This is a genomic window from Massilia endophytica, from assembly GCF_021165955.1.
Taxonomy (GTDB): Bacteria; Pseudomonadota; Gammaproteobacteria; order Burkholderiales; family Burkholderiaceae_D; genus Rugamonas; species Rugamonas endophytica.
This window is the reverse complement of record NZ_CP088952.1, coordinates 724,711-750,171: the sequence shown is the minus strand read 5'-3', so window position 1 is coordinate 750,171 and position 25,461 is coordinate 724,711. Positions and strand designations below refer to the sequence as shown.

The 25,461-nt window shown below is 63.6% G+C and carries 21 protein-coding genes and 1 other RNA gene; 12 read left to right on the top strand and 10 right to left on the bottom strand.

Going from position 1 to position 25,461, the window contains the following annotated elements; all coding sequences use genetic code 11:
• Positions 1-69 precede the first annotated feature (69 nt).
• The 7 genes from cmk to gyrA form a co-directional block, all read right to left on the bottom strand.
• Positions 70-750 carry a (d)CMP kinase gene (gene cmk, locus LSQ66_RS03475; RefSeq protein ID WP_231768425.1) on the bottom strand — a complete coding sequence of 227 codons (681 nt, stop codon included), beginning with the start codon at positions 748-750 and terminating at the stop codon, positions 70-72.
• A 105-nt stretch (positions 751-855) separates the two neighbouring features.
• Entirely contained in the window at positions 856-2,193 is a 1,338-nt protein-coding gene (gene aroA, locus LSQ66_RS03470) for a 3-phosphoshikimate 1-carboxyvinyltransferase (protein WP_231768424.1), read from the bottom strand.
• 10 nt (positions 2,194-2,203) lie between these two features.
• Positions 2,204-3,121, bottom strand: a complete 918-nt coding sequence (locus LSQ66_RS03465; RefSeq protein ID WP_407659620.1) for a prephenate dehydrogenase — start codon at positions 3,119-3,121, stop codon at positions 2,204-2,206.
• Positions 3,114-4,235 (bottom strand): histidinol-phosphate transaminase, encoded by a 1,122-nt coding sequence (hisC, locus tag LSQ66_RS03460; protein WP_231768422.1) that lies wholly within the window; start codon positions 4,233-4,235, stop codon positions 3,114-3,116. The genes LSQ66_RS03465 and hisC overlap by 8 nt, the downstream gene beginning before the upstream one ends.
• 17 nt (positions 4,236-4,252) lie before the next feature.
• Positions 4,253-5,326 (bottom strand): prephenate dehydratase, encoded by a 1,074-nt coding sequence (gene pheA / locus LSQ66_RS03455; protein WP_231768421.1) that lies wholly within the window; start codon positions 5,324-5,326, stop codon positions 4,253-4,255.
• A gap of 52 nt (positions 5,327-5,378) precedes the next feature.
• Positions 5,379-6,452, bottom strand: coding sequence for a 3-phosphoserine/phosphohydroxythreonine transaminase (serC, locus tag LSQ66_RS03450; RefSeq protein WP_231768420.1), 1,074 nt, complete (start codon positions 6,450-6,452; stop codon positions 5,379-5,381).
• Positions 6,453-6,525: 73 nt separating this feature from the next.
• Positions 6,526-9,180, bottom strand: coding sequence for a DNA gyrase subunit A (gyrA, locus tag LSQ66_RS03445; RefSeq protein ID WP_231768419.1), 2,655 nt, complete (start codon positions 9,178-9,180; stop codon positions 6,526-6,528).
• A 399-nt stretch (positions 9,181-9,579) separates the two neighbouring features.
• On the opposite strand from gyrA, the gene ompA reads away from it, so the two are divergent.
• From ompA to LSQ66_RS03415, 7 genes are all read left to right on the top strand, one after another.
• Positions 9,580-10,296: an outer membrane protein OmpA gene (gene ompA, locus LSQ66_RS03440; RefSeq protein ID WP_269449140.1), complete on the top strand. Its 717-nt coding sequence runs from the start codon at positions 9,580-9,582 to the stop codon at positions 10,294-10,296.
• Between the two features lie 89 nt (positions 10,297-10,385).
• Positions 10,386-11,081, top strand: coding sequence for a bifunctional 2-polyprenyl-6-hydroxyphenol methylase/3-demethylubiquinol 3-O-methyltransferase UbiG (gene ubiG, locus LSQ66_RS03435; protein WP_231768418.1), 696 nt, complete (start codon positions 10,386-10,388; stop codon positions 11,079-11,081).
• A gap of 19 nt (positions 11,082-11,100) precedes the next feature.
• The gene (locus tag LSQ66_RS03430; protein WP_231768417.1) at positions 11,101-11,787 is read left to right on the top strand and encodes an HAD family hydrolase; all 687 of its coding nucleotides are present in this window, start codon (positions 11,101-11,103) and stop codon (positions 11,785-11,787) included.
• A gap of 131 nt (positions 11,788-11,918) precedes the next feature.
• Positions 11,919-12,887, top strand: a complete 969-nt coding sequence (locus LSQ66_RS03425) for a hypothetical protein (protein ID WP_231768416.1) — start codon at positions 11,919-11,921, stop codon at positions 12,885-12,887.
• Between the two features lie 103 nt (positions 12,888-12,990).
• Positions 12,991-13,113, top strand: coding sequence for a hypothetical protein (locus tag LSQ66_RS24670; RefSeq protein ID WP_269449139.1), 123 nt, complete (start codon positions 12,991-12,993; stop codon positions 13,111-13,113).
• A complete protein-coding gene (gene rodA, locus LSQ66_RS03420) occupies positions 13,110-14,207 on the top strand; it encodes a rod shape-determining protein RodA (protein ID WP_231768415.1) in 1,098 nt (365 codons plus the stop codon). Before LSQ66_RS24670 ends, rodA begins: the two co-directional genes overlap by 4 nt.
• 117 nt (positions 14,208-14,324) lie before the next feature.
• Positions 14,325-16,706, top strand: a complete 2,382-nt coding sequence (locus LSQ66_RS03415; RefSeq protein WP_231768414.1) for a sensor domain-containing protein — start codon at positions 14,325-14,327, stop codon at positions 16,704-16,706.
• A gap of 152 nt (positions 16,707-16,858) precedes the next feature.
• Here LSQ66_RS03415 and LSQ66_RS03410 read toward each other — a convergent pair whose 3' ends face one another.
• The gene (locus LSQ66_RS03410) at positions 16,859-19,735 is read right to left on the bottom strand and encodes a collagenase (protein WP_231768413.1); all 2,877 of its coding nucleotides are present in this window, start codon (positions 19,733-19,735) and stop codon (positions 16,859-16,861) included.
• A gap of 326 nt (positions 19,736-20,061) precedes the next feature.
• On the opposite strand from LSQ66_RS03410, the gene LSQ66_RS03405 reads away from it, so the two are divergent.
• Together LSQ66_RS03405 and LSQ66_RS03400 are read left to right on the top strand one after the other, a co-directional pair.
• Positions 20,062-20,625: a hypothetical protein gene (locus tag LSQ66_RS03405; protein ID WP_231768412.1), complete on the top strand. Its 564-nt coding sequence runs from the start codon at positions 20,062-20,064 to the stop codon at positions 20,623-20,625.
• A gap of 103 nt (positions 20,626-20,728) precedes the next feature.
• Positions 20,729-21,931 (top strand): DUF4382 domain-containing protein, encoded by a 1,203-nt coding sequence (locus LSQ66_RS03400; protein WP_231768411.1) that lies wholly within the window; start codon positions 20,729-20,731, stop codon positions 21,929-21,931.
• Positions 21,932-22,229: 298 nt separating this feature from the next.
• Here the strand turns inward: LSQ66_RS03400 and ssrA are convergent.
• Positions 22,230-22,589: a transfer-messenger RNA gene (ssrA, locus tag LSQ66_RS03395) on the bottom strand.
• A gap of 130 nt (positions 22,590-22,719) precedes the next feature.
• Here ssrA and LSQ66_RS03390 point away from each other — a divergent pair.
• A complete protein-coding gene (locus tag LSQ66_RS03390) occupies positions 22,720-23,265 on the top strand; it encodes a PEP-CTERM sorting domain-containing protein (RefSeq protein ID WP_231768410.1) in 546 nt (181 codons plus the stop codon).
• On the opposite strand, the gene LSQ66_RS03385 is transcribed toward LSQ66_RS03390, so the two are convergent.
• A complete protein-coding gene (locus tag LSQ66_RS03385; RefSeq protein ID WP_231768409.1) occupies positions 23,247-24,128 on the bottom strand; it encodes a LysR family transcriptional regulator in 882 nt (293 codons plus the stop codon). The two genes, LSQ66_RS03390 and LSQ66_RS03385, sit on opposite strands and share 19 nt — an antisense overlap.
• 81 nt (positions 24,129-24,209) lie before the next feature.
• On the opposite strand from LSQ66_RS03385, the gene LSQ66_RS03380 reads away from it, so the two are divergent.
• Both LSQ66_RS03380 and LSQ66_RS03375 read left to right on the top strand, forming a co-directional pair.
• Entirely contained in the window at positions 24,210-24,869 is a 660-nt protein-coding gene (locus LSQ66_RS03380; protein ID WP_231768408.1) for a glutathione S-transferase family protein, read from the top strand.
• Between the two features lie 75 nt (positions 24,870-24,944).
• Complete coding sequence (locus LSQ66_RS03375; RefSeq protein ID WP_231768407.1) at positions 24,945-25,460, top strand: hypothetical protein; 516 nt, start codon at positions 24,945-24,947, stop codon at positions 25,458-25,460.
• Position 25,461: the final 1 nt, after the last annotated feature.

Genomic DNA, 25,461 nt, shown 5'->3' with positions numbered 1-25,461 from the left:
AGTAAGGCTCCCACGATGGGACTTCAACTGGGTTAGGGTTAAACAAACGCTTCGGCGGACAGAGCGCGCCTAGGCACCTACATGCTTCCCGATGGCCGCATACCACTGGAGCACCTGGGCGACGGCCGCATCGACCGTCATCTCCGAAGTATCCAGGACATGCGCCCCCTCTGCTGGGACGAGAGGCGCGATGGCCCGGTTCGTATCCCGGTCATCCCGCGCTTTCAAATCCATCAGGAGGTCTTGCATATTAGCAGAAATTCCCTTGCCAATCAATTGCTTATAGCGGCGTTCCGCCCTGGCCTCGACGCTGGCGGTCAAAAACACCTTCAGCTGGGCGTGGGGAAAGATCACCGTGCCCATGTCCCGGCCGTCCGCCACGAGGCCCGGCGCCTTGCGGAAGCTCAGCTGCAGGCCATACAGGGCCTGGCGCACGGCTGGCAAAGCGGCAATTTTTGATGCCGTATTGCCAACCTCTTCCTGGCGGATGGCGTCAGTGACGTTTTCTTGCGACAAAAATATCGCTTCGCCCGTGAAATGGATGCTGAGATGCTCGGCCAGCTTGGCCAGGGCATGCTCGTCATGCAGGTCTGTCTGGCGGCGCAGGGCCTGCAGGGCGGTGAGGCGGTAGAGGGCGCCCGAATCGAGCAGGTGGAAGCCCAGGTGGTCAGCGACGCGGTGGGCGACGGTGCCCTTGCCGGAGGCGGTTGGGCCGTCGATGGTAATGACGGGAATATGAGAGGTAGGCATAGGGAGGATTCTACCCTCCCCTGCCGCCCTCGCCTACTTCGGGGGCTGGGGCAGATAGATTTCTTAAAGGGGACTCGGCGTCCCCGTCTGTCCCCTTTAAGAAACTTAGAACTTCGCTTCGTGGGCGATATTGGCGAAGGCTGTGAAGTAGTCGGGGAAGGTCTTGGCCACGCACTTGGGATCGTTGATGCGCACCGACGTGCCGCGCCGCGCGGCGCCGTCCAGCGAGGCGAGCGAGAAGCACATGGCCATGCGGTGGTCGTCGTAGGTGTCGATAGCCGCGGGCGACAGCACCTTCGGCGGGGTCACGCACAGGTAGTCCGGCCCCTCTTCCACTTCGGCGCCCAGCTTGCGCAGCTCGGCGGCCATGGCGGCGATGCGGTCCGTTTCCTTCACGCGCCAGCTGGCGATGTTGCGCAGGGTGCTCTTGCCGTCGGCGTAGAGCGCCGCGATCGCAATCGTCATGGCGGCGTCGGGAATGTGGTTGAAGTCCGCATCGATGGCCTTCAGCGGGCCGCTGGAGCGCGATTCGATCCAGTTGTCGCCCATGGTGATCTGGGCGCCCATCTGCTCCAGCGCGTGCACGAAGCGCACGTCGCCCTGGATGGAGTCGCGGCCCACGCCTTCCACGCGGATTGGACCGCCCGCAATCGCGCCGGCCGCCATGAAGTAGGACGCCGAGGAGGCGTCGCCTTCCACGTGGATGTTCCCCGGGCTCTGGTAGCGCACGCCGGTGGGAATGGTGAAGGACTTCCACTCGTCCTGCTCCACCACCACGCCGAAGCGGCGCATCAGGTTCAGGGTGATCTCGATATAAGGCTTGGAAATCAGCTCGCCCTCGACCTCGATGGTCACGGCATGCTCGTTTGCCATCAGCGGCGCCACCATCAGCAGCGCGGTCAGGAACTGGCTCGATACATTGCCGCGCACGGAGAGGCGCTTCGCCTCGAATTTGCCGCTGCGGATGTGCAGCGGCGGAAAGCCCGCATTGCCCGTGTATTCGATGCTGGCGCCGACGGCGTTCAGCGCGTCCACCAGATCGCCGATGGGACGCTCGTGCATGCGCGGTACGCCGTGCACCGTGTAGTCGCCGCCGATCACGGCCAGCGCCGCCGTCAGCGGACGGATCGCCGTGCCCGCATTGCCCATGAAGAGATCCGCCGTGCGGTTCGGGAACTGGCCGTTTACGCCCTGCACGCGGTGGATGGTGCTTGCGCCGTCCACGCTTTTCTCTTCGGTCCATTCCACGCCCAGCTTGCGCAGGGCTGCCAGCATGACCTGGGTGTCGTCCGAATCCAGCAGGTCGACGATCTTCGTTTCGCCGTCCGCCAGCGCGGCCAGCAGCAGGATGCGGTTGGAGATGCTCTTGGAGCCCGGCAGCCTCACCACGCCTTCGACGTGGGTGACCGGCTGCAGGTCGATATGTTCTGGGTATTGGCTCATGGCCCTGTCCTTATTCCTTGTCTTTCGGCTGCGGCGTTTCGGCCGCTTCGATGGCCTCGATCCAGCGCTGGCGCGCGCGCTGCGCGTTGCCGTACACGGCTTCGAGGGTGGCGCCGTCCCCGGCGGCAAGCCGGGCGCGCAGTTGCGTCAATTGTGCCATGTAGGCATCCAGCTCCGTCAGCAGGGCCGCCTGGTTGGCGAGGCTGATGTCGCGCCACATTTCGGGCGAGCTGCCGGCGATGCGGGTGAAGTCGCGAAAGCCGCTGGCAGCGTACTGGAAGAGCAAGTCGGCGTGCGGCTTGCGGGCGATATCGTCCACCAGCGCATAGGCCAGCAGGTGGGGCAGATGGCTGACGGCGGCGAACACCTTGTCGTGCTCCTCCGGCGTAAGCGTGTGGATGATGGCGCCGCAGGCGCGCCATGCATCCGCCACCCGCGCCACGTCCTGCCCCGAGTTCTCCGGCAGGGGCGCCAGCACGGCCTTCTTGCCGATATAGAGATCGTCGATGGCGGCGTCGGGACCGTTGGTTTCGCGTCCCGCTATCGGGTGGCCCGGTACGAACTGGGCGATTTTGCCGCCCAGCGCGCGGCGCGCGGCTTCCACCACGTCCGTCTTGGTGCTGCCCGCGTCCGTGACCACGGCGCCGGGCGGCAGGTGCGGCGCCAGCATGGCGAGGATGCGGCCGGTCTGGGCCACGGGTGCTGCGAGCATGATGAGGTCCGCGCCTTCCAGCGCGGCGGCGAGAGCGGCGCCATCGGCATCGGCCAGCGGCCCGATCTCGTCGATGATGCCGAGCTGCTTCGCGCGTTCCAGCGATGCGGCGGAGCGGTCGATGCCCACCACCTGCCGCACGGCGCCAGCCTTCTTCAGCGCCCGCGCAAACGAGCCGCCGATCAGGCCAACGCCAAAGAGGACGACTTTATTCAGCACGATTCTCCGCCAGCGCCTTCTGCAAGGCAGCGATCAGCACCGCGTTCTCCTGCGGCAGCCCGATGGAAATGCGCAGCCACTGCGGCAGGCCGTAGTTGCCCACGGGGCGCACGATGACGCCCTGCTTCAGCAGCGCGATATTGACACGCGCGCCCGCGCCTTCGTCCTCGCCGACTTTCACGAGCACGAAATTGCCGTGCGACGGCACGTATTCAAGGCCCATCTGCTTGAAGGCCTCGACGAACTGCTGGTAGCCCGCGGCGTTGTTGCGCGCGCTCTTTTCCAGGAACTCCTTGTCGTTCAGGGCGGCGATGGCCGCAGCCTGCGCCAGGGAGTTCACGTTGAAGGGCTGGCGCACGCGGTTCATCAGGTCCGTCAGCAGCGGCTGCGCCAGGGCGAAGCCGACGCGCAGGCCCGCCAGGCCGTAGGCCTTGGAGAAGGTGCGCGACACCAGCAGGTTCGGGTATTCGCGCACCCAGGCGGCGGATTCGTACTGGTCCGCCGCGTCGAGGAACTCGTTGTAGGCCTCGTCCAGCACCACCACCACGTGCTGCGGCACCTTCTTCATGAAGGCTTCGATCTGCTCGCCGCGCACGAAGGTTCCGGTGGGGTTGTTCGGGTTGGCGATGAAGACCAGGCGGGTGTCCGCCTCGATGGCCGCAGCCATGGCGTCCAGGTCGTGGCCATAGTCCTTCGCCGGAACCACGATGTGGCGGGCGCCGATGCCCTGTGCTGCCAGCGCGTACACGGCGAAGGAGTACTGCGCATACACGATGGACTGGCCCTTCTCCACGAAGGCCTTGGCGGCGATTTCGAGGATGTCGTTGGAGCCGTTGCCCAGGGTGATCCACTCCATCGGCACATCGTAGCGCTTGGACAGCGCCTGCTTCAGGTCGAAGGCGTTGGCGTCCGGGTAGCGGCCCAGCTCCGCGGCGGCCTGCGCCATCGCCTGCCGCGCCGACTCGGGCACGCCGAAGGGGTTCTCATTGGACGCCAGTTTCACGATTGCCTCTTCCTTGAGGCCGAATTCGCGCGCCACTTCCGAAATGGGCTTGCCAGCCTGGTAGGGAGCGATTGCGCGAACGTATTCAGGACCGAATTGCTTGGACATGGTATTTCTCTTTAAGTTCAGGTGAGGCTGGTCGGGTAGGAGCCCAGCACTTTGAAGAAGGCGGCGTTGCTCTGCAGGTCAGCGAGCGCACGCGCCACGGCCGGGGTCTGGACGTGGCCTTCGATGTCGACGTAAAAATAGTATTCCCAGGTGCCCGTGCGCGCCGGACGTGATTCGAAGCGCGTCATCGATACGCCGTGCTGGGAAAGGGGCGCCAGCAGCGTGTACACGGCGCCGGCCTTGTTGGGCACCGCCAGCGCCAGCGAGGTGCGGTCCTTGCCGGACGGGCCCACCGGGTGCTGGCCGATCACGGCGAAGCGCGTGCGGTTGTGCGGATCGTCCTGGATATTGCCCTTGACGACACCCAGGCCGTACTGCACGCCCGCGCGCTCGCCCGCAATCGCGGCCACGGTCGCATCGTCGCGCGCCATGCGCGCCGCCTCGGCGTTCGAGGACACGGCGCGGCGCTCCAGCTGCGGGTAGTTGTTGTTGAGCCAGATCTGGCACTGGGCCAGGGCCTGCGAATGGGCGCAGATGACCTGCACGCCGTCCATCAGGCCCGTGCGCGTCATGAGGCTGTGGCGCACGGCGATGGCCACTTCGCCATTGATGGTGAGCGGGGTTTGCAGCAGCAGGTCGAGCGTGCGGCCGATGGCGCCTTCCGAGGAATTCTCGACCGGCACCACGCCGAAATCGGCGGTTCCCGCCTCGGTGGCGCGGAACACTTCGTCGATGGAGGCGCAGGCCAGGGCTTCGACGGAGTGGCCGAACTGCTGGTGCACGGCCTGTTCGCTGAAGGTGCCGACTGGCCCAAGATAGGCGATGGCCAGGCGCTTTTCCAGCGAGCGGCAGGCGGACATGATCTCGCGGAAGATGATCTGCACTTCCGTGTCGCCCATCGGGCCGGGGTTGCGGTCCGCCACGCCTCGCAGCACCTGCGCCTCACGCTCGGGACGGAACACAGGCGCGTTGGTTTCGGCCTTGATATGGCCCACGTCCTGCGCAACCTTGGCGCGCTGGTTCAGCAGGTCCAGGATCTGCGCATCGATCGAATCGATCTTCTCGCGCAGTGGTTTGAGTTTGTCTGTCATGGTCTGAATGCTTGCGGTTGAAAGCTGCGGGCTGCGCCCGCCACGGGCGGAATCAGCGGCCCGCAAACTCGTTCAGATAATCGACCAGCGCTTGCACGCCCTCGATCGGCATCGCGTTATAGATCGATGCCCGCATACCGCCGACGGACTTGTGGCCCTTCAGTTGCAGCAGCCCGCGCGCTTTGGCGCCGGCCAGGAATGCTTCATTCTGCGATTCGTCGCGCAGGTAGAACGGTATGTTCATGCGCGAGCGATACTCCTTGGCGACCCGATTCTGGTAGAAGTCGTCCGCATCCAAAGCCGCGTACAGCAGCTTCGCTTTCTCAATATTACGCTGTTCCATGGCCGCCACGCCACCCTGCTTCTTCAGCCACTTGAACACCAGCCCGGCAATATAGATGCCGTAGGTGGGGGGCGTGTTGTACATGGATTCGTTGTCCGCCACGTTCTTCCAGTCGAAGGCGGAGGGGCAGATGGGCAGCGCCTTGCCGATCAGGTCTTCGCGCACGATCACCATCGTCACGCCCGCCGGGCCGATGTTCTTCTGGGCGCCGCCGAAGATCACGCCGTACTTCGACACGTCCACGGGACGCGACAGGATGTGGGAAGACATGTCCGCCACCAGCGGCGTATCGCCCTGCGCCGTGGGCACGAAATCGATCTCGATGCCGTCGATGGTCTCGTTGGTGCAGATGTGCAGGTAGGCCGCGCCCGGCGTGAGCTTCCATTCGGACTGCGGCGGCACGCTGGTGACGCCCTTTGCCGCCACGTTCACGTTCGCGTAGCGCTTCGCCTCGTTGATCGACTTGCTGGACCAGGAACCGGTCTGGATAAAGTCGATGGTGGGCGCCGAGCGGCCGCCCAGCATGTTCATGGGGATGATGGCGTTGTGGCCCAGGCCACCGCCCTGCATGAACAGGATTCTGTAGTTCTCCGGCACGGCCAGCAGCTCGCGCACGTCCTTCTCCGCTTCGCGGTAGATCGAGATGAACTCGGGCCCGCGATGGCTCATTTCCATGACGGACATCCCGCTGCCGTGCCAGTCCAGCATTTCAGCGGCAGCCTGCTGCAGCACCTCCTTCGGCAGTACGGCCGGGCCGGCGGAGTAGTTGTAGATGTTCGTCACAGCAGAAATTCCTTCCTTGAAAAAACTGCGGGCCCGGTCCGATCGCTCGGACGGGGCCCGCAAGGGTCAGGCCTTATTCGGCCGTGGCTTCGGGCTCGCCGCCCTCCGCCGCCGCGGCCGCGCCGCCTTCGGGTTCGAGCTCGGGCTCGTCCGCATCCGCTTCCACGATGCGCTGCAGGCCGGAGAGCTTGGTGCCGTCCTCCACGGCGATCAGGGTCACGCCCTGAGTCGCGCGGCCCATCTCGCGGATCTCGGAAACGCGCGTGCGGATCAGCACACCGCCCGTCGTGATCAGCATGATCTCGTCGGTCGAATCGACCAGGGTCGCCGCCACCACCTTGCCGTTACGCTCGGAGGTCTGGATGGCGATCATGCCCTTGGTGCCGCGGCCGTGGCGCGTGTACTCGGTGATCGGGGTACGCTTGCCAAAGCCGTTCTCGGTTGCCGTGAGCACGGACTGCTGCTCGTTCTCGGCCACCAGCAGGGCGATCACGTTCTGGCCTTCTTCCAGGTTCATGCCGCGCACGCCGCGCGCGGTACGGCCCATCGGACGCACGTCGTTCTCGTCGAAGCGCACTGCCTTGCCTGCGTCGGAGAAGAGCATCACGTCGTGGGCGCCGTCGGTGAGCGCCGCGCCGATCAGGAAGTCGCCCTCGTCCAGGTCCACGGCAATGATGCCGGCCTTGCGCGGGTTGCTGAAGTCCTTCAGCGGCGTCTTCTTCACGGTGCCCAGGCTGGTGGACATGAACACGTAGTGGTCTTCCGGGAAGGTGCGGTTTTCGCCGGAGAGCGGCAGCACCACGGTGATCTTCTCGTTGTCCTGCAGCGGGAACATGTTCACGATAGGCTTGCCACGCGAGTTGCGCGAGCCCTGCGGCACTTCCCACACTTTCAGCCAGTACATGCGGCCGCGGTTGGAGAAGCACAGGATGTAGTCGTGCGTGTTGGCGATGAAGAGCTGGTCGATCCAGTCTTCGTCCTTGGTCGCCATGGCCTGCTTGCCGCGGCCGCCGCGCTTCTGGGCGCGGTATTCGGAGATCGGCTGGGCCTTCATATAGCCCATGTGCGACAGGGTCACCACCATGTCCTGCGGGGTGATCAGGTCTTCCGTTTCCAGGTCGGTCGCATTGTGCTCGATGGTGGAGCGGCGCGCGTCCTTGTCGCCGTATTCCAGCTTCGATGCGGTCAGTTCGTCGGTGATGATGGCGGTCACGCGGGCCGGCTTGGCCAGAATGTCCAGCAGGTCGGCGATCTGCGCCATCACGTCCTTGTACTCGTTGACGATCTTGTCCTGTTCCAGGCCGGTCAGGCGCTGCAGGCGCATCTGCAGGATTTCCTGCGCCTGGTCGTCGGAGAGCTTGTACAGGCCGTCCGGCTGCATGCCGTAGTGCTTCGGCAGGTGCTCGGGACGGAAGGCGTCGATGCCCGCCTGGCCTTCTTCGCCGGTACGCGCCAGCATCTCGCGCACCAGGGAAGAGTCCCAGGCCTTGGCCATCAGTTCCGTCTTCGCCAGCGGCGGCGTCGGCGCGGCCTTGATGATGGCGATGAATTCGTCGATGTTCGCCAAGGCGACCGCCAGGCCTTCCAGCACGTGGCCGCGTTCGCGCGCCTTGCGCAGCTCGAACACGGTACGGCGCGTCACCACTTCGCGGCGGTGCGACAGGAAGGTGGACAGCATGTCCTTCAGGTTCATGAGCTTGGGCTGGCCGTCCACCAGCGCCACCATGTTCATGCCGAAGGTGTCCTGCAACTGGGTCTGCTTGTACAGGTTGTTCAGCACCACTTCCGGCACTTCGCCCCGTTTCAGCTCGATCACCACGCGCATGCCCGACTTGTCGGATTCGTCGCGGATGTCGGAAATGCCTTCCAGCTTCTTGTCGCGCACGTTCTCGGCGATGCGCTCCAGCAGGGACTTCTTGTTCACCTGGTAAGGCAGCTCGTCGACGATGATGGCGATGCGGCCGCCTTCCTTGCCGAATTCCTCGAAGTGGGTCTTGGCGCGCATGACCACGCGGCCGCGGCCCGTGCGGTAGCCGTCGCGCACGCCGGACACGCCGTAGATGATGCCGGCGGTCGGGAAGTCCGGCGCGGGAATCAGCTCGATCAGTTCATCCACCGTGCAGTCCGGGTTCGACAGAACGTGCAGGGCGCCGTTGATCACTTCGGACAGGTTGTGCGGCGGGATATTGGTCGCCATGCCCACCGCGATGCCGGAGGAGCCGTTGATCAGCAGGTTGGGCAGCTTGGTCGGCAGGACGGTGGGCTCTTTCTCCTTGCCGTCGTAGTTGGGCGCGAAATCGACGGTTTCCTTGTCGATGTCGGCCAGCAGTTCGCCCGCAATCTTGTCCAGCCGGCACTCGGTGTAACGCATGGCCGCCGCGTTGTCGCCGTCGATGGAGCCGAAATTGCCCTGGCCGTCCACCAGCATGTAGCGCAGGGAGAAGTCCTGCGCCATGCGCACCAGCGTGTCGTAGATGGAGGCGTCGCCGTGCGGGTGGTACTTACCCATGACTTCACCCACCACGCGGGCGCATTTCACGTAGGGACGGTTCCAGACATTGTTCAGCTCATGCATCCCGTAGAGAACGCGGCGGTGCACCGGCTTCAGGCCGTCGCGCGCGTCCGGCAAGGCACGGCCCACGATCACGCTCATGGCGTAATCGAGGTAGCTCTTGCGCATCTCTTCTTCGAGGGAAATGGGGATTGTTTCTTTTGCGAATTGATCCATGTTCTATCACGGTTGGTTCAGCCTGCTGGGACGCACGGCAGACAATCGCACGATTCTACCATGGGGCGGCAGGGCCCAGTCCATTTTGGCAAGGACCCCGCCGGGCCTGGTGCAGTGCCGCACAGACGGGCCGGGCCGATCCTGTAATCGTGCTGACATATTTCATCTTTATCATCAATGCAATCGTTGCACAAATACAACATTTTGGTCGAACGCGCGGAACTCTTAATTTACCCGGCCCGGTGCGATTTTCGCCCCTGTGGCAAAATGGTCCGGAAGTTAATTGACTGTTTCGCAATGCGGCGTGACCCATCGTAGTGCGTGTGGCAGGCATGGTAATATTTCGCCCCACGCAACAAAGCGCAGTTTTCTGCGGATATCACCGAAAGGAAGAAAAAAATGAAAAAGCTGATTACAACCATCTTCGCGGCCTCGGCAATGCTGGCCGGCCTGGCAATGGCCCAGGACAAGCCGACCGCCCCGCCTTTCGCTCCGGTCACCGTCGACATCAAGGCTCCTACCCCGAAAAGCGCTTATGTGCAGGACGCCCGCGGCATCATCGCCCGCAACCCCTTCGGCCTGTGCTGGCGCACCGGCTACTGGACCCCGGCCGACGCCGTGCCAGGCTGCGACCTGCCGATCTGCGTCGAGCCCGAGAAGCTGGTGGACGGCAAGTGCGTAGCGCCGCCGCCTCCGCCTGCCGCCCCGGCGCCTGCACCGGCACCGGCCCCCGCTCCGGCGCCGGCCCCCGCCCCGACCTCGGAAAAAGTCAGCTTCGCAGCGGACGCCTTCTTCGACTTCGACAAGGCCGTGCTGAAGCCTGAAGGCAAGGAAAAACTGGACGACCTGACCTCCAAGCTGGGCAGCATCAACCTGGAAGTCATCATCGCCGTCGGCCACACCGACTCCGTGGGCACCGACGCCTATAACGACAAGCTGTCCGTGCGCCGCGCCGAAGCCGTCAAGGCCTATCTGCTGAGCAAGGGAGTGGAAGCAAACCGCGTCTACACCGAAGGCCGTGGCGAGAAAGAGCCCGTGGCGGACAACAAGACCGCCGAAGGCCGCGCACGCAACCGCCGCGTTGTCATCGAAGTTGTTGGCACCCGCAACAAGTAATCTGCTGCAATGCCACAAAAACCCCGCTCCGGCGGGGTTTTTTTTGTCCCGAACTAGGGGCGCCAACAATTTCCCGTTATGATGCGCCTATGAACGCCGACCCATTAGAACTGCAAAAATTCAGTGAGCTGGCCCACCGCTGGTGGGACCCCACGTCCGAATTCCGTCCCCTGCACGAAATCAATCCGCTGCGCCTGGAATGGATCAATGCGCGCGCCCCCCTGGCGGGCCACAAGGTGATCGATATCGGCTGCGGCGGCGGCATCCTGGCCGAGTCCATGGCGCGCAAGGGCGCCAATGTGACGGGCATCGACCTGTCGGAAAAAGCGCTCAAGGTGGCCGACCTGCACAGCCTGGAAACGGGCGTGCCGGTGCGCTACAAGCTGATCGCCGCCGAAGAGATGGCGGCCCAGGAAGCCGGGCAATACGATGTGGTGACCTGCATGGAAATGCTGGAGCATGTGCCCGATCCGGGCTCCATCGTGCGCGCCGCCGCCGCGCTGGTGAAGCCGGGCGGCCATGTGTTCTTTTCGACCATCAACCGCAACATGAAGGCCTACCTGCATGCGGTAATCGGCGCCGAATACCTGCTGCGCATGCTGCCGCGCGGCACCCACGATTACGAAAAATTCATCACCCCCGCCGAGCTGTCGCAGTATGTGCGCAGCGCGGGCCTGCAGGTGGAGAGCCTGAAAGGCATGGGCTACAACCCGCTCACCAAGTTCTATTCCCTGAACAGCGACACCAGCGTGAACTACCTGATGTCCACCACCCGTCCGCTATAAACCTCTGGCCTTACCCATCATGAGTCTCGTCACCGCCCCGCGCGCCATCCTGTTCGATCTCGACGGCACCCTGGCCGACACCGCCCCCGACCTGGCGGCGGCCGTCAACCTGCTGCGCACGGCGCGCGGCCTGGAGCCGACGCCTTACGAGATCCTGCGCCCCACCGCCTCGGCCGGGGCGCGCGGCATGATCGGGGCGTCCTTCGGGCTGACGCCGGAGGATGCGGGCTACGAGGAGCTGCGCCTGGGCTTCTTCGACAACTACGAAGCGGCCATGATGGTGCACAGCAGCCTGTTCGACGGCGTGGGCGAGCTGCTGGCTGGAATCGAGACGGCCGGCATGAGCTGGGGCATCGTCACCAACAAGCCTGCCCGCTTCACCGACCCGCTGATGCCCCTGATCGGCCTCGATCATGCGGGCTGCATCGTGTCCGGCGACACCACGCCGCACGCGAAACCGCATCCGGCCCCGCTGCTCGAAGCGGCGCGGCGCCTGAACCTGCGCCCCGAAGAATGCTGGTATGTGGGCGACGACCTGCGCGACGTGCAGGCCGGACGCGCGGCCGGCATGCGCACCGTGGCCTGCGAATGGGGCTACTGCGGCGCGGCCGAACCGGCCACCTGGGGCGCCGACCACTTGCTGGCCTCGCCGCAGGCGCTGCTGGCCCTGATCCTCTCTCTTGTCCCGGATTCTCTGGCAGCATAAATCCCGAAATTTGTCGTTGCGGGAAAACAATTGCCACACAATTTCTGTATTGCCTACCTTCAACAGTTAAGCGTACTATAGAGACAGGTAGTTAAAAGATAATAACCTAGCAACTTCGGACGGAGACTGGAATGCCTGGTGACGATATGACCGAGCAATCCCTCGTGCCGCGTAGCAGCGCTCCCCAAATCTGGACCGCCACCGTAGCAGAGCCTAAATTTTATTGGTACGACCTGTTGGTCGGCGGCGGCCCGCTGCCCGACTTCCGCGACCCCACGGGCCGCTACCTGCGCCGCCTGCAATTCGCGCTGGACGGCACCATGGAAAAGCGCCTGATCTACTTCGTGATCTCGCGTCCCCGTGTCCGCATCGATACCAAGCGCCAGGTCAGCTGGGGCTTCTTCTCGCTGAAGCTGACCATTCCCGTGCTGGTGGGCCCGGAAGAAAAGAAGAACACCATCTCGGTCGACCTGGAAGTTCCCTTCGAAGCCACCTACAAGAAACCGGTAGTCGCGCTGGAAGAGCAGTTCCTTACCCTGAACTGGGGCTCGATGATCGAGACCTACAGCATTCATGACCTGATCCAGAAGTACGACACGGGCCTGAAGATGCAGAGCAAGGTGCTGTACGTGGGCCAGACCCGCGACCCGGCCGCCCGCCTGGCCAAGGGCTCCCACCCCGTGGTCAACGCCCTGCACGACGCGAACCACGAGAACGACACCTTCCTGCTTGTGACCCGCTTCAAGGTGGCAGTGGATACCGCGGCGCGCGACATGTCCGAAGAGGCGTCGGTGCGCACCCAGATGGACGTGCTGGAAGCGGCGCTGATCCGCTACTTCGAGGGTCCCAGCCCGCGCCTGCGCAGCGACGTGGAAAACGGCGTGCGCCGCGAGCGCATGGAGAACCTGCAGGACACCTACTACATCGAGCGCGTCACCGTGGACCTGGGCTTCAAGCAGGCCGACAGCTTCTTCGACATGTTCTCGGACCACGTGGAGAAGTCGCGCCGCCACCTGTTCGAATGCGTGTTCGACAACGGCCATGCCGTGGTGAAGCGCCTGTCCGAAAGCGCCCGCCCCCTCATCAGCCTCGACGCCTGAGTCCCGGCCGGGCGCCCTGCCCGGCCGCTGTAATTTCCAGTAGCTATTTTGCTATCGGCGATGCAAAATCGCGGTGCCCCATTTTTTCCTCGCACCGACCGACATGCCTGACCGCCACGACGAAGCCGCCGGCTTCCGCAAACGCCTTGCCATCCTCGCCATCATCGCCGCCTGCGGGCTTGTGCTCCTGACGGGCCGCCTGGTCTGGCTGCAGGCCTTCCAGTGAACCCCGCCAGTGTGCCGGAGCGCCTGCGCGGCTGGCTGGCGGTCGACGGGCCTTTGGCCCTTTGCATCGGCGTGCTGCTGGCTGCGGGCCTCGTAACGCTCTATTCGGCCGCGGCGGACTTCCCCGGCCGCTTTGCGCTCCAGCTGCGCAATGTCGCGATCGCGCTCGGCATCATGTGGACCGCCGCCAATGTGAGGCCGCAGCAGCTGCTGCGCATGGCGCCCGCCGTGTACGTGCTGGGCGTGCTGCTCCTGCTGGCCGTGTACGCGGCGGGCGTCAGCAAGAAGGGCGCGCAGCGCTGGCTGCACCTGGGCGTGGATATCCAGCCTTCCGAAATCATGAAGATCGCCATGCCGCTGATGCTGGCCTGGTTCTTCCACCAGTTCGCGGCCATGCAGCGCTGGCACAGGTTTGCCGTTGCAGCCCTGCTGCTGGCGATTCCCGTGGCGCTGATCCTCAAGCAGCCGGACCTGGGCACGGCCCTGCTGGTGCTTGCTGCGGGCTTTTATGTGATCCTGCTGGCGGGGCTGTCGTGGAAGGCGCTGGGCGCGCTGGCGTTCGTGGGCCTGGCCAGCATTCCGCTCGCGTGGCCGCTGCTGCACGACTACCAGCGCGAGCGCGTGCTCACCCTGATCGATCCGTCCGCCGATCCGATGGGCAAGGGCTTCCAGATCCTCCAGTCGGGCATCGCCATCGGCTCGGGTGGCGTATCGGGCAAGGGCTGGCTCTCCGGCACGCAGGGGCACCTGGGCTTCATCCCGGAGCGTTCGACCGACTTCATCTTCTCCGTGTATGCGGAGGAATTCGGGCTGGCCGGGAATGTGCTGCTCCTGGCGCTCTACTTCCTGCTGATCGTGCGCGGCCTGCACATCACCGGGCGCGCCGCCACCGCCTTTTCGCGGCTGCTGGCGGGCGCGATCACCATGATCTTCTTCACCTATGCCTTCGTAAACATCGGCATGGTGAGCGGCATCTTCCCGGTAGTGGGCGTGCCCCTGCCCTTCTTCAGCTATGGCGGTACGGCGCTCATGACCTTGGGCCTGGGCGCAGGCATCCTCATGAGCGTGCAGCGGGAATCGGCGCAGCTTCGGTAGCATCCCGCGCCTGCACGGTTCAACGATCCAGGCTGCGCAGCGCGTGCTGCGCTATGATGGAATTCGGCGCCCGCATGGCGGAATGGCCGGGTTGACCCGACAGGCAAAGGAGGCCAGGTGAAGCTTGGAGCACTACCCCTCGCCGTATTCGTCGTGGACGCAGGCGGCGCCCTCGTGGGCTGGAACCGCGCCTGCGAGGAGCTTGCGGCGGCCCCGCCGGACGCCTGGCAGGGCAAGACGCTCGATGACGTCGTCGAACTGGACGATGGGGCCAGCTGGACCGCACTGGCCGGCGAGCGCAAGGATCTCGATTCCTCCGGGCAGCTGAAGTGCGCCGACGGGCGGCGCGTGCCGGTGCGCATCACCGTCACGCCCCACTCCGCGGACCCGCGCCAGCAGGAGCTGTACAGCATTATCGTGATCCCGCGCGCCAGCCAGTCGCCGTCGCGCTACGGCTTGCTCCAGGACCTGCCGGTGGCCGATATCATCGAGGGCCTGCCCTGCGTGTTCTATATCGTCGACCAGACCAGCCATCTGCTGCTGTGGAATCACCAGCTGGAGGATGCGCTGGAAATGCGGGGCGAAGAGCTGCCTGTGCACGGCGTCAACGAATTCTTCCAGGCCAGCGTGTGGCCCGGCATCCGCCAGAAGATTCAGGAGGCCTTCGAGCTGGGCGTTTCTTCGCATGAAGCGGAACTGATTGGCCAGCGGGGCAAGCGCACGACCTACCTGTTCAACTGCGCGCGCACCAGCCTGGGCGGCCGGCCCTGCGTCTTCGGAACCGGGCTCGACATCTCTGCCCGCAGGAGCGCGGAGCAGGCGCTGCGCATCCGCGAGCGCGCCATCTACTCCAGCGTCAACGCCATCGTCATCACCTGCTGCGACGAGGGCGAACACCGGATCGAGTACGTCAATCCCGCCTTCGAGCAGCTTACCGGCTATGTACTGGGAGAAATCAAAGGCCGCGACCCGCGCTTCATGCGCATTGAAGGCTGCGATGTCGCCGAGCACCAGCGCATCCGCGAGGCGCTCAAACGCAAGCAGAGCGTGCGGGCCATCCTGCGCAACGCGAAGAAGAACGGGGAAATGTTCTGGAACGACCTGCGCATCGACCCGGTGTCCAACAGTGATGGCGAGGTGACCCATTTCGTCGCCGTCATCAACGACATCACGGCAGCCAGGCACTACGAAAGACGGCTGCACCACCTGGCCCACCATGATCCACTCACCGGGCTGGCGAACAGGACGCTGCTACACGAACGGCTGAAATCGGCGATCGGCCATGCCGTGCGCAACAAGACGAACGGCGCGCTCGCCTTTATCGATCTCGACAACTTCAAGCACATCAACGACAGTTTCGGACACGATACCGGCGACGCCGTGCTGCTCGAAATCGCCCGCCGCCTGCGGGAGAACATGCGCGGCGACGATACGGTGGCGCGCGTGGGGGGCGACGAGTTCGTGGTGCTTGTCACCGGCCAGCCCAGCTACGAACACGTGGCGGACCTGGTCGAGCGCATGCGCGCCAGTATCGGCGCGCCCATCGCCGCGGCAGGCCAGGAGATCCTGTGCGGGGCCAGCATCGGTGTCAGCGTCTTCCCGCGCGACGGGGATAATGTCGACCGCATCATGCGGGCGGCCGATGCGGCCATGTACCATGCCAAGGCACTGGGCAAGAACAACTGCCAGTTCTATTCGCCCGCGCTGAACCAGGCGGTCCACCAGCGCCTGCTGCTGGAGGCCAGCCTCAGCGCGGCGATCCAGCACAGCCAGCTGGTGCTGGGCTACCAGCCCAAGATCGACGTGCGCACGGCGCGGGTAGTGGGCGCCGAGGCCCTGGTGCGCTGGAACCATCCGGAGCGGGGACTGATCCCGCCCGACAAGTTCATTCCGATTGCCGAAGAAACGGGCCTGATCGTGCCTCTGGGAGAGTGGGTGCTCGGCGAGGCCTGCGGCGCCTTGAAAACGCTGCTGGCTCTCGGCGTTCCGGATTTCGTAATCTCCGTCAACCTCTCGGCGCGGCAGCTGCGGCATCGCCGCTTCGCCACCTTGCTGGGCGAAACCCTGCAACAGCACGGAGTGCCGCCGCAGATGCTGGAGCTGGAGGTCACCGAAAGCCAGCTGATGGACAATCCGGCCGAGGCGATGGAGGCGCTGGCGGAATTGAAGGCGCTGGGCGTGCGCCTCTCGATCGACGACTTCGGCACGGGTTACTCGAGCCTGAGCCATCTGCAGAAGTTCCCCGTGGACTACATCAAGATCGACAGGTCCTTCCTGGGTGAAATCGGCGAAGGGGATGCGGTCATCACCCGGGCCATTGTCGCGCTGGGACACAATCTGAAGCTGAAGGTCGTCGCCGAAGGAGTGGAAACTAGGGAGCAGCTCGCTTTCCTGCGCGATCTCGGCTGCGACCAGGTGCAAGGCTTCTACTTCAGCCCCGCGCTGCCGCGCGAACTGCTACAGGACCTGGTGTGCGGCGAGGCGCGGCAGTTCGAGTAGCAGGCGGGGCTCGCCGCGCTTCTGAAGCAGAACATCGAGAGTGCTCAGCACGCTCGAAGGCTGGTGATCGAGGCGGTCGATTGCGGGAGAGCACGGCCGCAGCGTCACGATAGGCTCGGAAGAGTAGTCGCACGCAGCTTACTAACGCTGCACTAGTCCACTTCTGCATTGTCGACATAGTGTCCACCGTAGTAGATCTTCTTGCTGCCACTGTCCGACGACAGCGCGGGCGGCATCGCCCCTGAAAAGTTCGCCAAGCTAATGGCAAACTCTGGCATTCTGGCGACGAAGCGCTGCCCATCGTAGTGGTAGAACTGACCGCGCAACGTTTCAGTGCCGTTGAGACCAAACAGGGAATACAGTATTGGCGCATAGCCTGGAGAATGGCCTCCGTAGTATATCGACCGCTGACCGTCATCCAATTTGAGCACGTAAGTGCCCGGCACGGGATCGGCCCATCGGATGATCAGCCCGCCAGGCTCCACCTGAATCCAGGCCCCGATACCAGACGCACTGGAAGGCTGAGTGCCCAGTTGCGGCAACGGTCCTTCGAACGTCACGCTGTTGCTCGGATTGGACGGCTCGCTGCTCACTCCATAACGTGTCGTCGTTACCACGAAAGTGTACGTCACTCCGGACTCCAGGCCATCCATGACGATCGGACTGCCGCTGCCGGCCGCGCTTTGCCCTCCGGGACTCGCTATTACCATATGGCTGCCGCCGTAGTTTCCGAACGCATCTGGCTGCGGAGCGAATGCCACTTGAACCTGTGCGCCCACCTGAGTCGCGACCACGTCGCTCGGCGCTCCTGGCGTTTCATCGCGGGGCGTCCCTTGCTGGCGCATGCCTGCCTCGCATACATAGGGCTGCATGCCATCCGTGGCTTCGCCTGTATCATGGCAAACCAGTGTACGCCAGTTGTTCAGTCCAGTCTGGAGGGCAGCCTTGATCGCGGTGTTCAGTACTGCGTCGGCGCTTGCAGCCGCAAGGATGCCAGCGCAGGCAGCACGTGAATTCATGTTTACAAAGGTTGACACGCATTCGCTATCTGGCAGGAAGGACCGCAACCGGCTCTGCAGGTCGGCCACATTGTCGATCGCAAAGCCCGCCGGATTGAAGCGCTCGCCAGCCGTGAAAACGGGTACGGTTTCCAAGGTGCTCAATTGCTGGTCGAGGAAGCTGCTATATGCCAGCTGAATAGCGGGGTCGGTTTTGAGCTGCGCCACCAGCACATCGAAACCCGAAACGTCATTGGCACGCAGCCTGGAAAATAAGCCACGCAGAATGTCGGGGCGCTGGGCGTCGAGAAAGTGGAAGAACAGACCCGCATAATAGTAGAAGTCGAACCCAGAGTCGTAGCTGGCCCCAATGAAGTCCGCCACCGCCATACGATCTGCGCCATCGTTGTAGACCTTCTCAAGCAAAGCGCGGCGTATCTTGACGCCATCGGTCTGGGTGGACCCTGCGAAGAACTCGGCAGCGCCTTCGTCGAACCAGGTCAGCCGGTTATTGTCGTAAACGGGGTCGCCGAACACTCCATGCTCCGTGTAACGCCCCTCCAAATAGTGCGTGTATTCATGGCGCAGCAGTTCCTCAAGCGTCAAGGTAGATTCCTGCGGCGTTCTTTCGTAGGTGTAGAAGGTGGCACCAACTTCAATATACATGCCGCCATTGTCCGTATCCAGGCCTTCCAGGTAATACTGGAAGCGTTCATACGCACTGCGCGATCCGTAGATGCGCATGGTCAGCACCTCGTTGGGATCGTCGTCCAGTGGCGTAGAGGCGCGTGTTTTGCGGTGGTACTGAGCCTTAACCTGCTTGATCGCGTGGTACAGTTGTTGTGCTGTCCCCACATCGAGCGCCGTCTGCATTTTCAGTCTTCCATCATCAAATACGAAGGTATTCGGAAAGACTAATGCACGGATTTCCGGCTCCAATGTAACGCGGCACAAGTCAAATGCAGCGCAATCCTGGCTCGCTGCGTAGTCCATGACAGAGACAGCTCCCATCCAGGGAGCAGAAAACCTTTCGTATGCGGCAAGCACTTCGGAAAGCCGTGGCAGGACCAGCGGACGCGCCGTCGGATGTTGCAACATGAACGTGTAAGCCATCAGCGCACCGGTTGCGGCGCGATTGCTGGCATGCTCGGCACCGGGGAGAGGCTCCCGAAAGTACAGCGCCGCCTGGCGCAGGCTCTCGCTGTAGAACGCCGGGATTGTGCTGAACAGCTGCGCAAGACCGGGATCATTATTATTGTTGCCGCGTATGAGGGCGTTGAAGAAATCCGCGATCGCGTCCAGCTGGTGTTCACTGCGGAAGTCCGGATTGGCCAGCATTGCCTCCAGATAGCGAAAACCGCCAGGTACCAATTCAGCGAAGCGGTCGGCCCCACCAAGGACGACAAAGTAATCCCACATCAAGGTCCCGTGTTCGGGCGACGGGTCGAGGAAGCGGGGGCTGGCGGCAAAGGATAACAAGGCATTGGCAATGCTCGTACGCGTGTGCGCATCCAGTACCAGCCTCTGCCCGGAGTAGAAGGCAACGTACTGGCCGGTCCGCAGGAAAACGAGCATCTGGCGGATCGACTGCCCATTCTCGGGAGTGTACTGTGCCGAACGCTCCGCTATCGCTGTTGCCACTGTGCGCAAACTATCATTGTTGTAGTAGCTCAGCGTGGCGTCATTGATTTCGAAGAATGCAGTCAGGCTCTCCATGCAGTCCGGGTCAAATTGGGCCAAGCGGTCCAACAGGGCCGGCCCCCGCAAGGAGAAGGTTGTGGCAGTATCTGCTGCGCAATCCAGGCTTGTGGCCAGGCGCCTGCCGCCAGCCTTTCGAAGGGATGACACTTCCTGCTTTACGGCCCCCTCCTGCAGTGGCTGATGCTGCTGTGTGGCAAAGTGGGAATACGCACTTTGCCTGGACGGCAGCTGCGGCGGAGCCCCTCCGGCCTCGACAGGCACGCTTGCCAACAGCATAAAAGAAGTTGCCACAAGCGCGAGCAGCGCCCGGCCAGCAATGAAGTGTTCCATGTCAGCTTTCCTCCCGTTGAAGTGCTGATTTATTGTTTCATGGAAACATTTCGTTTGCTGGCGGCCTTCGCGAATTTGTATGCCATCTGTAAGGGAACGCACCGCCGTGAAATGGGTGCAGGTGGTACCTCCTTGGCGTGCGAAGCTTGCCATGGCGCTTATGTTCGATGGGGGCAGCGTCACGATATACTCGGAATGGGAGTCGCCGGAAGCCGTTGAAGCCATGCGCGCCGATTCCCGGATGATGGCCTATTTTCCGCAAATCCTGGAGCTGGCGAAGTTGGAATCCATCGTGGCGGGGCGGTCTACAGCGAACAACGACAAGCATGAACATCACGGACTTCGAACTTCGCCTTCAGCAGCTCAGATCAAGGCTGCACCGCTACTGCGCTTGCATGACGGGATCGGCCGTGGATGGCGAAGACGTGCTCCAGGAGAGCCTGATCAAGGCGCTCCGCGCGCATGCGGAAGGGACGGTGGTGGAGAACTTCGAAGGACATCCTCCGCCAGCAGGGCGCGGATGGCGTCGAAGTCTCCGTCTTGAAAAAGCCGGACATAGTTCGCGATCTTCTGGCGGTCCGCATCCTGCATCAGCGGCAGGCAAGCATGGCCACAAACTCGATCTGGTCAACAAGCTGAAACTGGCGGGCAGCAAGAGCATCGGCCTGTACTTCACCCGCTATGCGGAGGAAACGAAGTGGCGCTTCGACTTCGGCGCCGTGGAGGGGCGGCCCGCCATGCTGGTGTTCGACAGCGGCGGCGCGATGGACATCCCTTCGCACTTCGCGCTGCTGGAATGGCAGGAGGATCATATCGCGACGATACGGGACTTCCTCTTTGCGCCTTACATGATGGAGGCAACGCACTGGGTGCGGCTGCCTCGTGGCTAGCTCATCATTGTGTAACAGTCCGTTACTATGTGCGTCAGCTAACCATTTATTTTCCAGCAGGAACGGACAATGGCCTCACCACACAGATATCAAGAGGTCCATCATGAAACACTCCCTTCCTGCCCTCTCCCTTCTCGCCACCGCGAGCCTGCTGACCGCCTGTGGAGGCGGCGGTGGCGGTGGCAGCTCCACGCCGCCGCCCGCCCAGATGGGCACTGTCGCCGTGTCCATGACCGATGCGCCGGCCTGCGGTTTCGATGCCGTGAACGTGACAGTTTCCAAGGTCCGCATCCATCAGAGCTCGTCGGCCAGCGACACCGACAGCGGCTGGACCGACATCACCCTGTCGCCCGCGAAGAAGATCAACCTGCTCAACCTGAATAACGGAGCGCTGGAGGGGCTGGGTACGGCCTCGCTGAACGCGGGCCATTACAGCCAGCTGCGCCTGGTGCTGGACGGGGGCGCGAACAGCAACACCGTCGTCAGGTCGGGCACCACTTCCGAAGTGCCGGTCGATACGCCGAGCGCCCTGCAAAGCGGTATCAAGCTGGTGAACGAGTTCGATGTGGCCGCAGGCCAGCGCGTAGACCTGGTGATGGATTTCGATGCCTGCAAATCCATCGTCAAGAAAGGCAATAGCGGCAGCTACAGCCTGAAACCGGTGGTGAAGGTGGTGCCGTTCACGCTGAACGGGATCAGCGGCTTTGTGTCCACCACGGCCCTGGCGAGCCATGTGGCCGTGTCGGCGCAGCAGAACGGTGTGATCGTGGCGTCCACCACGCCGAATCCGGCCACGGGGGAGTTTGCCCTGGCTCGCCTGCCCGCGGGGAACTACGATGTGGTGATCACGGGTGATGGTTATTCCGCCAGCGTGGTGGGGGCCGTGCCGGTGACGGCCAGCGCCATGACTCAGCTCAGCACTTCCGCTGCGCCGATTGCGCCGGTGCTTTCTCCGGGCGGCCGCAGCATCGGCGGCAATGTGAGCTTGACTCCGGGTAGCACCACGGAACCGGCCCAAGTTTCGGCGATGCAGACTATTGCGGGCGGTCCGACTGTGACGCTGAAGTACACGCTCACGCCGATCGGCGGTGGCGCATACACGCTTGAGAACCTGCCCATCGCGTCACCGCGCTACGCGGCTTATAGCGCTACCCTTCCCTTGGCCTTCGCTACCGCGACGACTACACCGCCATTGGCACAGTACCGCGTTGATGCATCGGCGACAGGTTATGCTACGAAGTCGGTGGCGACTGTGGATGTGAGCGTTGTGAGCCCCATTAATGTCAATTTCACCTTGATGCCTTGATATTTACTGCTGAGTTTGGCTGTTGAGCTCGCTTCGCGGGCGCGAAATCGCAAAGCGATTTCGTGAATGGGCGAATCGGAGAGCCGGCCGCTTGCAAGCGGCCGTCGCTGCGCGCGAATCCGCTCATAGCCGCGCGCGTTCGCGCGCGTCGCTCCGCAGGCGGCTCGCGGGCGAGCCGAAACCCCTGCTCCGCCCCCGCGCCCGGCCTTCGGCCGGACGCGGATTCGGTCCCCGGCGGCTCTATCAACCAACAAAAGCCAAGGGGCCAGCGAAAGCTGGCCCCTTGGCTTTTGTTGGTTGGTGGAGACGGCGGGAATCGAACCCGCGTCCGCAAGCACTCTACAGACAGTTCTACATACTTAGCTCTGCCGATTAATTTAAGCTAGACAACGCGGACGAGCACGCTTTGGATAGCCGATTCACCTTAGATTTAGCACTACTTGAAGTGACCCCTCATAGTGCGATTCCCTATAAATGACCCTGCCGCCGTTGCCGGCACGCCCTAGGGAAGAGGCGCTGCAGGGCTAGCAGCATTAAGCTGCCAGTGCGTACGAGTTATCGTTTGCAGTTAGTTTGTTTCTGGATGTATTTACGAGGTGACCAGCCCTCGGTATGCCCTGTTCTGCTTCGCAACCCACGTCGAAACCAGGTCGTCCCCAGACAGGCCTTCATTGTAACCCAATCCCCTTCCGCACGCATCCGGCAGTTTCCTCGATTCAGCTCAAATTAATGTTTTTCCTGCATGCAAAAATGACAAAACGATAAACATTACCGAAAGGGGAGTCATCATGTGCATCGCCCGCCTGCGCGCCGTCCTTTCCGCCGTCGTCCTGCTGCTGGCCCTGGCGCCTCCCGCCCGGGCCGACATCTTTACCATCACCGGCAACACCACCGGCGCCTCCACGTTCAACCGCCCCACGGAAGATCTCAGCGTCCTGTCGGGCATCGGCACCGAAGTGGCCTACGACATCCTGGCCTTCCAGGTCAGCATGGACGGCATCTACAGCTTTCTCAGCACCGCAAGTTTCGACAACTTCATCTTCATGTACCAGTATTCCTTCGACCCGGCCAATCCGCTCGCCAATGCCATCGGCGCCAACGACGACCTCCTCACCTTTACCACCTCCGGCTTCGCGGGACCGCTCTACGCTGGCACGACGTACCTCTACGTCACCACCGGCTTCAGCAACGCCGACTTCGGCCAGTTCAGCACCACCATCGGCGGTCCAGGCCAGGTGCTCGTGGTGCCCGAACCCGCTGGCTGGCTGCTCCTGGGCCTGGGATTGGGCGTGCTTGCCCTGACGCGCCGCCGCGCTCAGTCGAGCAGCAGCTGATTGGCCAGGTGCTCATACACCGTTCCGACGCGCCTCAGGTGGCGCGCCTCGGGATGGGTGAGCAGCCAGAGCTCCGTACGGCATTCGTCGATTTCTTCCGTAAGCTGCCGCAGGCCCGGCATGCGCCGCGCCAGGAACACGGGCAGCAGCCCAACTCCCAGGCCCTGCCCTACCAGCTCCGCTACGGAGAGGATGCTGTTCACGCGGTAGGTGGGCGTTATCTTCGCAAGGCGGCGCTTGCGCCAAACCACGGAGGGGTGCTCGGGCAGCGCATCGTCCGGCGCGATCCAGGGCGACGCACCGGAGACCGCATCTTCATGGCGCCAGCGCGCCTTTCCCGATGCGTACAAAGCCACCCGGATCGGTCCCACGCATTTGCCCACCAGGTGCTGTGGCGGGCGCATGGTGGCGCGCACGGCGATGTCGGCGTCGCGCCGCGTAAGGTTGGCCAGTTCGTTCCCCGTATGGAGCTCGTAACTTAGCAAAGGATGCGCCTTGCGCAGCGCGCCCAGAGCTGGCGCCACCAGGCCATGCAGCACCGTGTCCGTGGTGGATATCCGCACCGTTCCAGCCACCTGCTCCGTCTTGAGCTGCGCGGCCGAGCGCGCGTCTTCCAGCAAGGCTTCGATCTGCTCCGCGCGCTGCGCCAATGCCAGCGCCAGCTCCGTAGGCGCATAGCCTGCGCGCGAGCGGGCGAACAGCCTGGTGCCCAGGCCGCGTTCGATCTTCTGCAGCGAGCGGAACGCGGTCGAGGCGTCCACGCCGAGCCGGGCGCCCGCTTCGGCCAGGGTGCCTCCGCGCGTCAGCGCCAGCACGAGGGCCAGATCGCTGGCATTCATTGAGTATTGCGGTTTTGCAGTCATGGTATGCAGCGGTGCCTGTTTTCTATGCAATGCCGCAATAGTACGATGAGCGCATTGAACTGCCAAGAAGGACTGCAAAACATGCCCACTTTGAAGCTCGTCAGCCATAAACTCTGCCCATACGTGCAGCGCGCCGCCATTGCGCTGAGCGAAAAGGGCATACCGTTCGAACGCGTCGACATCGACCTGTCCAACAAGCCGGGATGGTTCCTGGAGGTTTCGCCCCTCGGCAAAACGCCTGTGCTGCTGGTCGGGCGCCAGCCGGTCTTCGAATCGGCCGTGATCTGCGAGTACCTCGAAGATACGGCCGCGCCGCAGCTGCATCCGCAAGACGCCCTGCGCCGCGCCCAGCACCGCGGCTGGATCGAGTTCGCTTCCGCTATCCTGAACAGTATCGCGGGCCTGTACAACGCGCCCGACCAGGCGTCCCTCAGCCTGAAGGCGCAGGAGCTGCGCGGCCGCTTCCGCCAGCTGGAGGCCGAGCTCTCCGATGGGCCCTATTTCGAAGGCGATGCCTTCTCGCTGGTGGACGCGGCCTTTGCGCCCGTGTTCCGCTATTTCGATGTGCTGGACGGCATGGCAGGCCTCCATTACTTCGAGGATTGCCCGAAGCTTCGGGCCTGGCGGGAGGCGCTGCGCCAGCGCGCTTCCGTCAAGGACGCTGTCAGCGCGGAGTATCCGCAACTGCTGGCGGGCTTCCTGAAGGCACGGAACTCTGCGGTGTCGTCCTACATCGAGTAGCACCGCAGGCCTATACAGCAACCCCGCGATTCTGCTTACGATGGAGTTCCATCTTCACATCGAGGAGATCCCATCATGAATCAGCAGAACGATGGCAAAGGCCGTCCTCTGGAACAGCAGACCAGGGACGGCACCAGCAGCGCGGGCAGCGTCGGCCCGGGCGGAACCGGCAGCGTCGGCAAGGACAGCTCGGGACGAAGCCAGCAGGCAGGCCGCACTGTCGACCTGCTGTCAAACGGCTCGGAGGAGGAGGATTCCGGCTACCTGCACGGCGGCTCGGCTGACCTGCAAACGGGCCTGGGCGGCATGGGTTCCATGAGCCGTTCCGGCGGCGGGGGAATGCAGTCGGCCGCAGGCAATCAGGGTTCCGCCAGCATTCCCGACGCGGGCGGCCAGCGCTCGGCGAACCAGCAGTCCGGCGCCATGAACCAGCAGGGTCTCGACAGCGAACGCCTGTCCGACATGGACCGCGACACGGGCAACCTGTCGCGCGAGAACCAGCAGAACCGCCAGAGCGGCGGCGGCCAGGAAGGGGCGCGCAGCGGCGGCCAGTCCAACCCGGCCGGCCAGCGCGGCGACCAGTCGCGCTGAA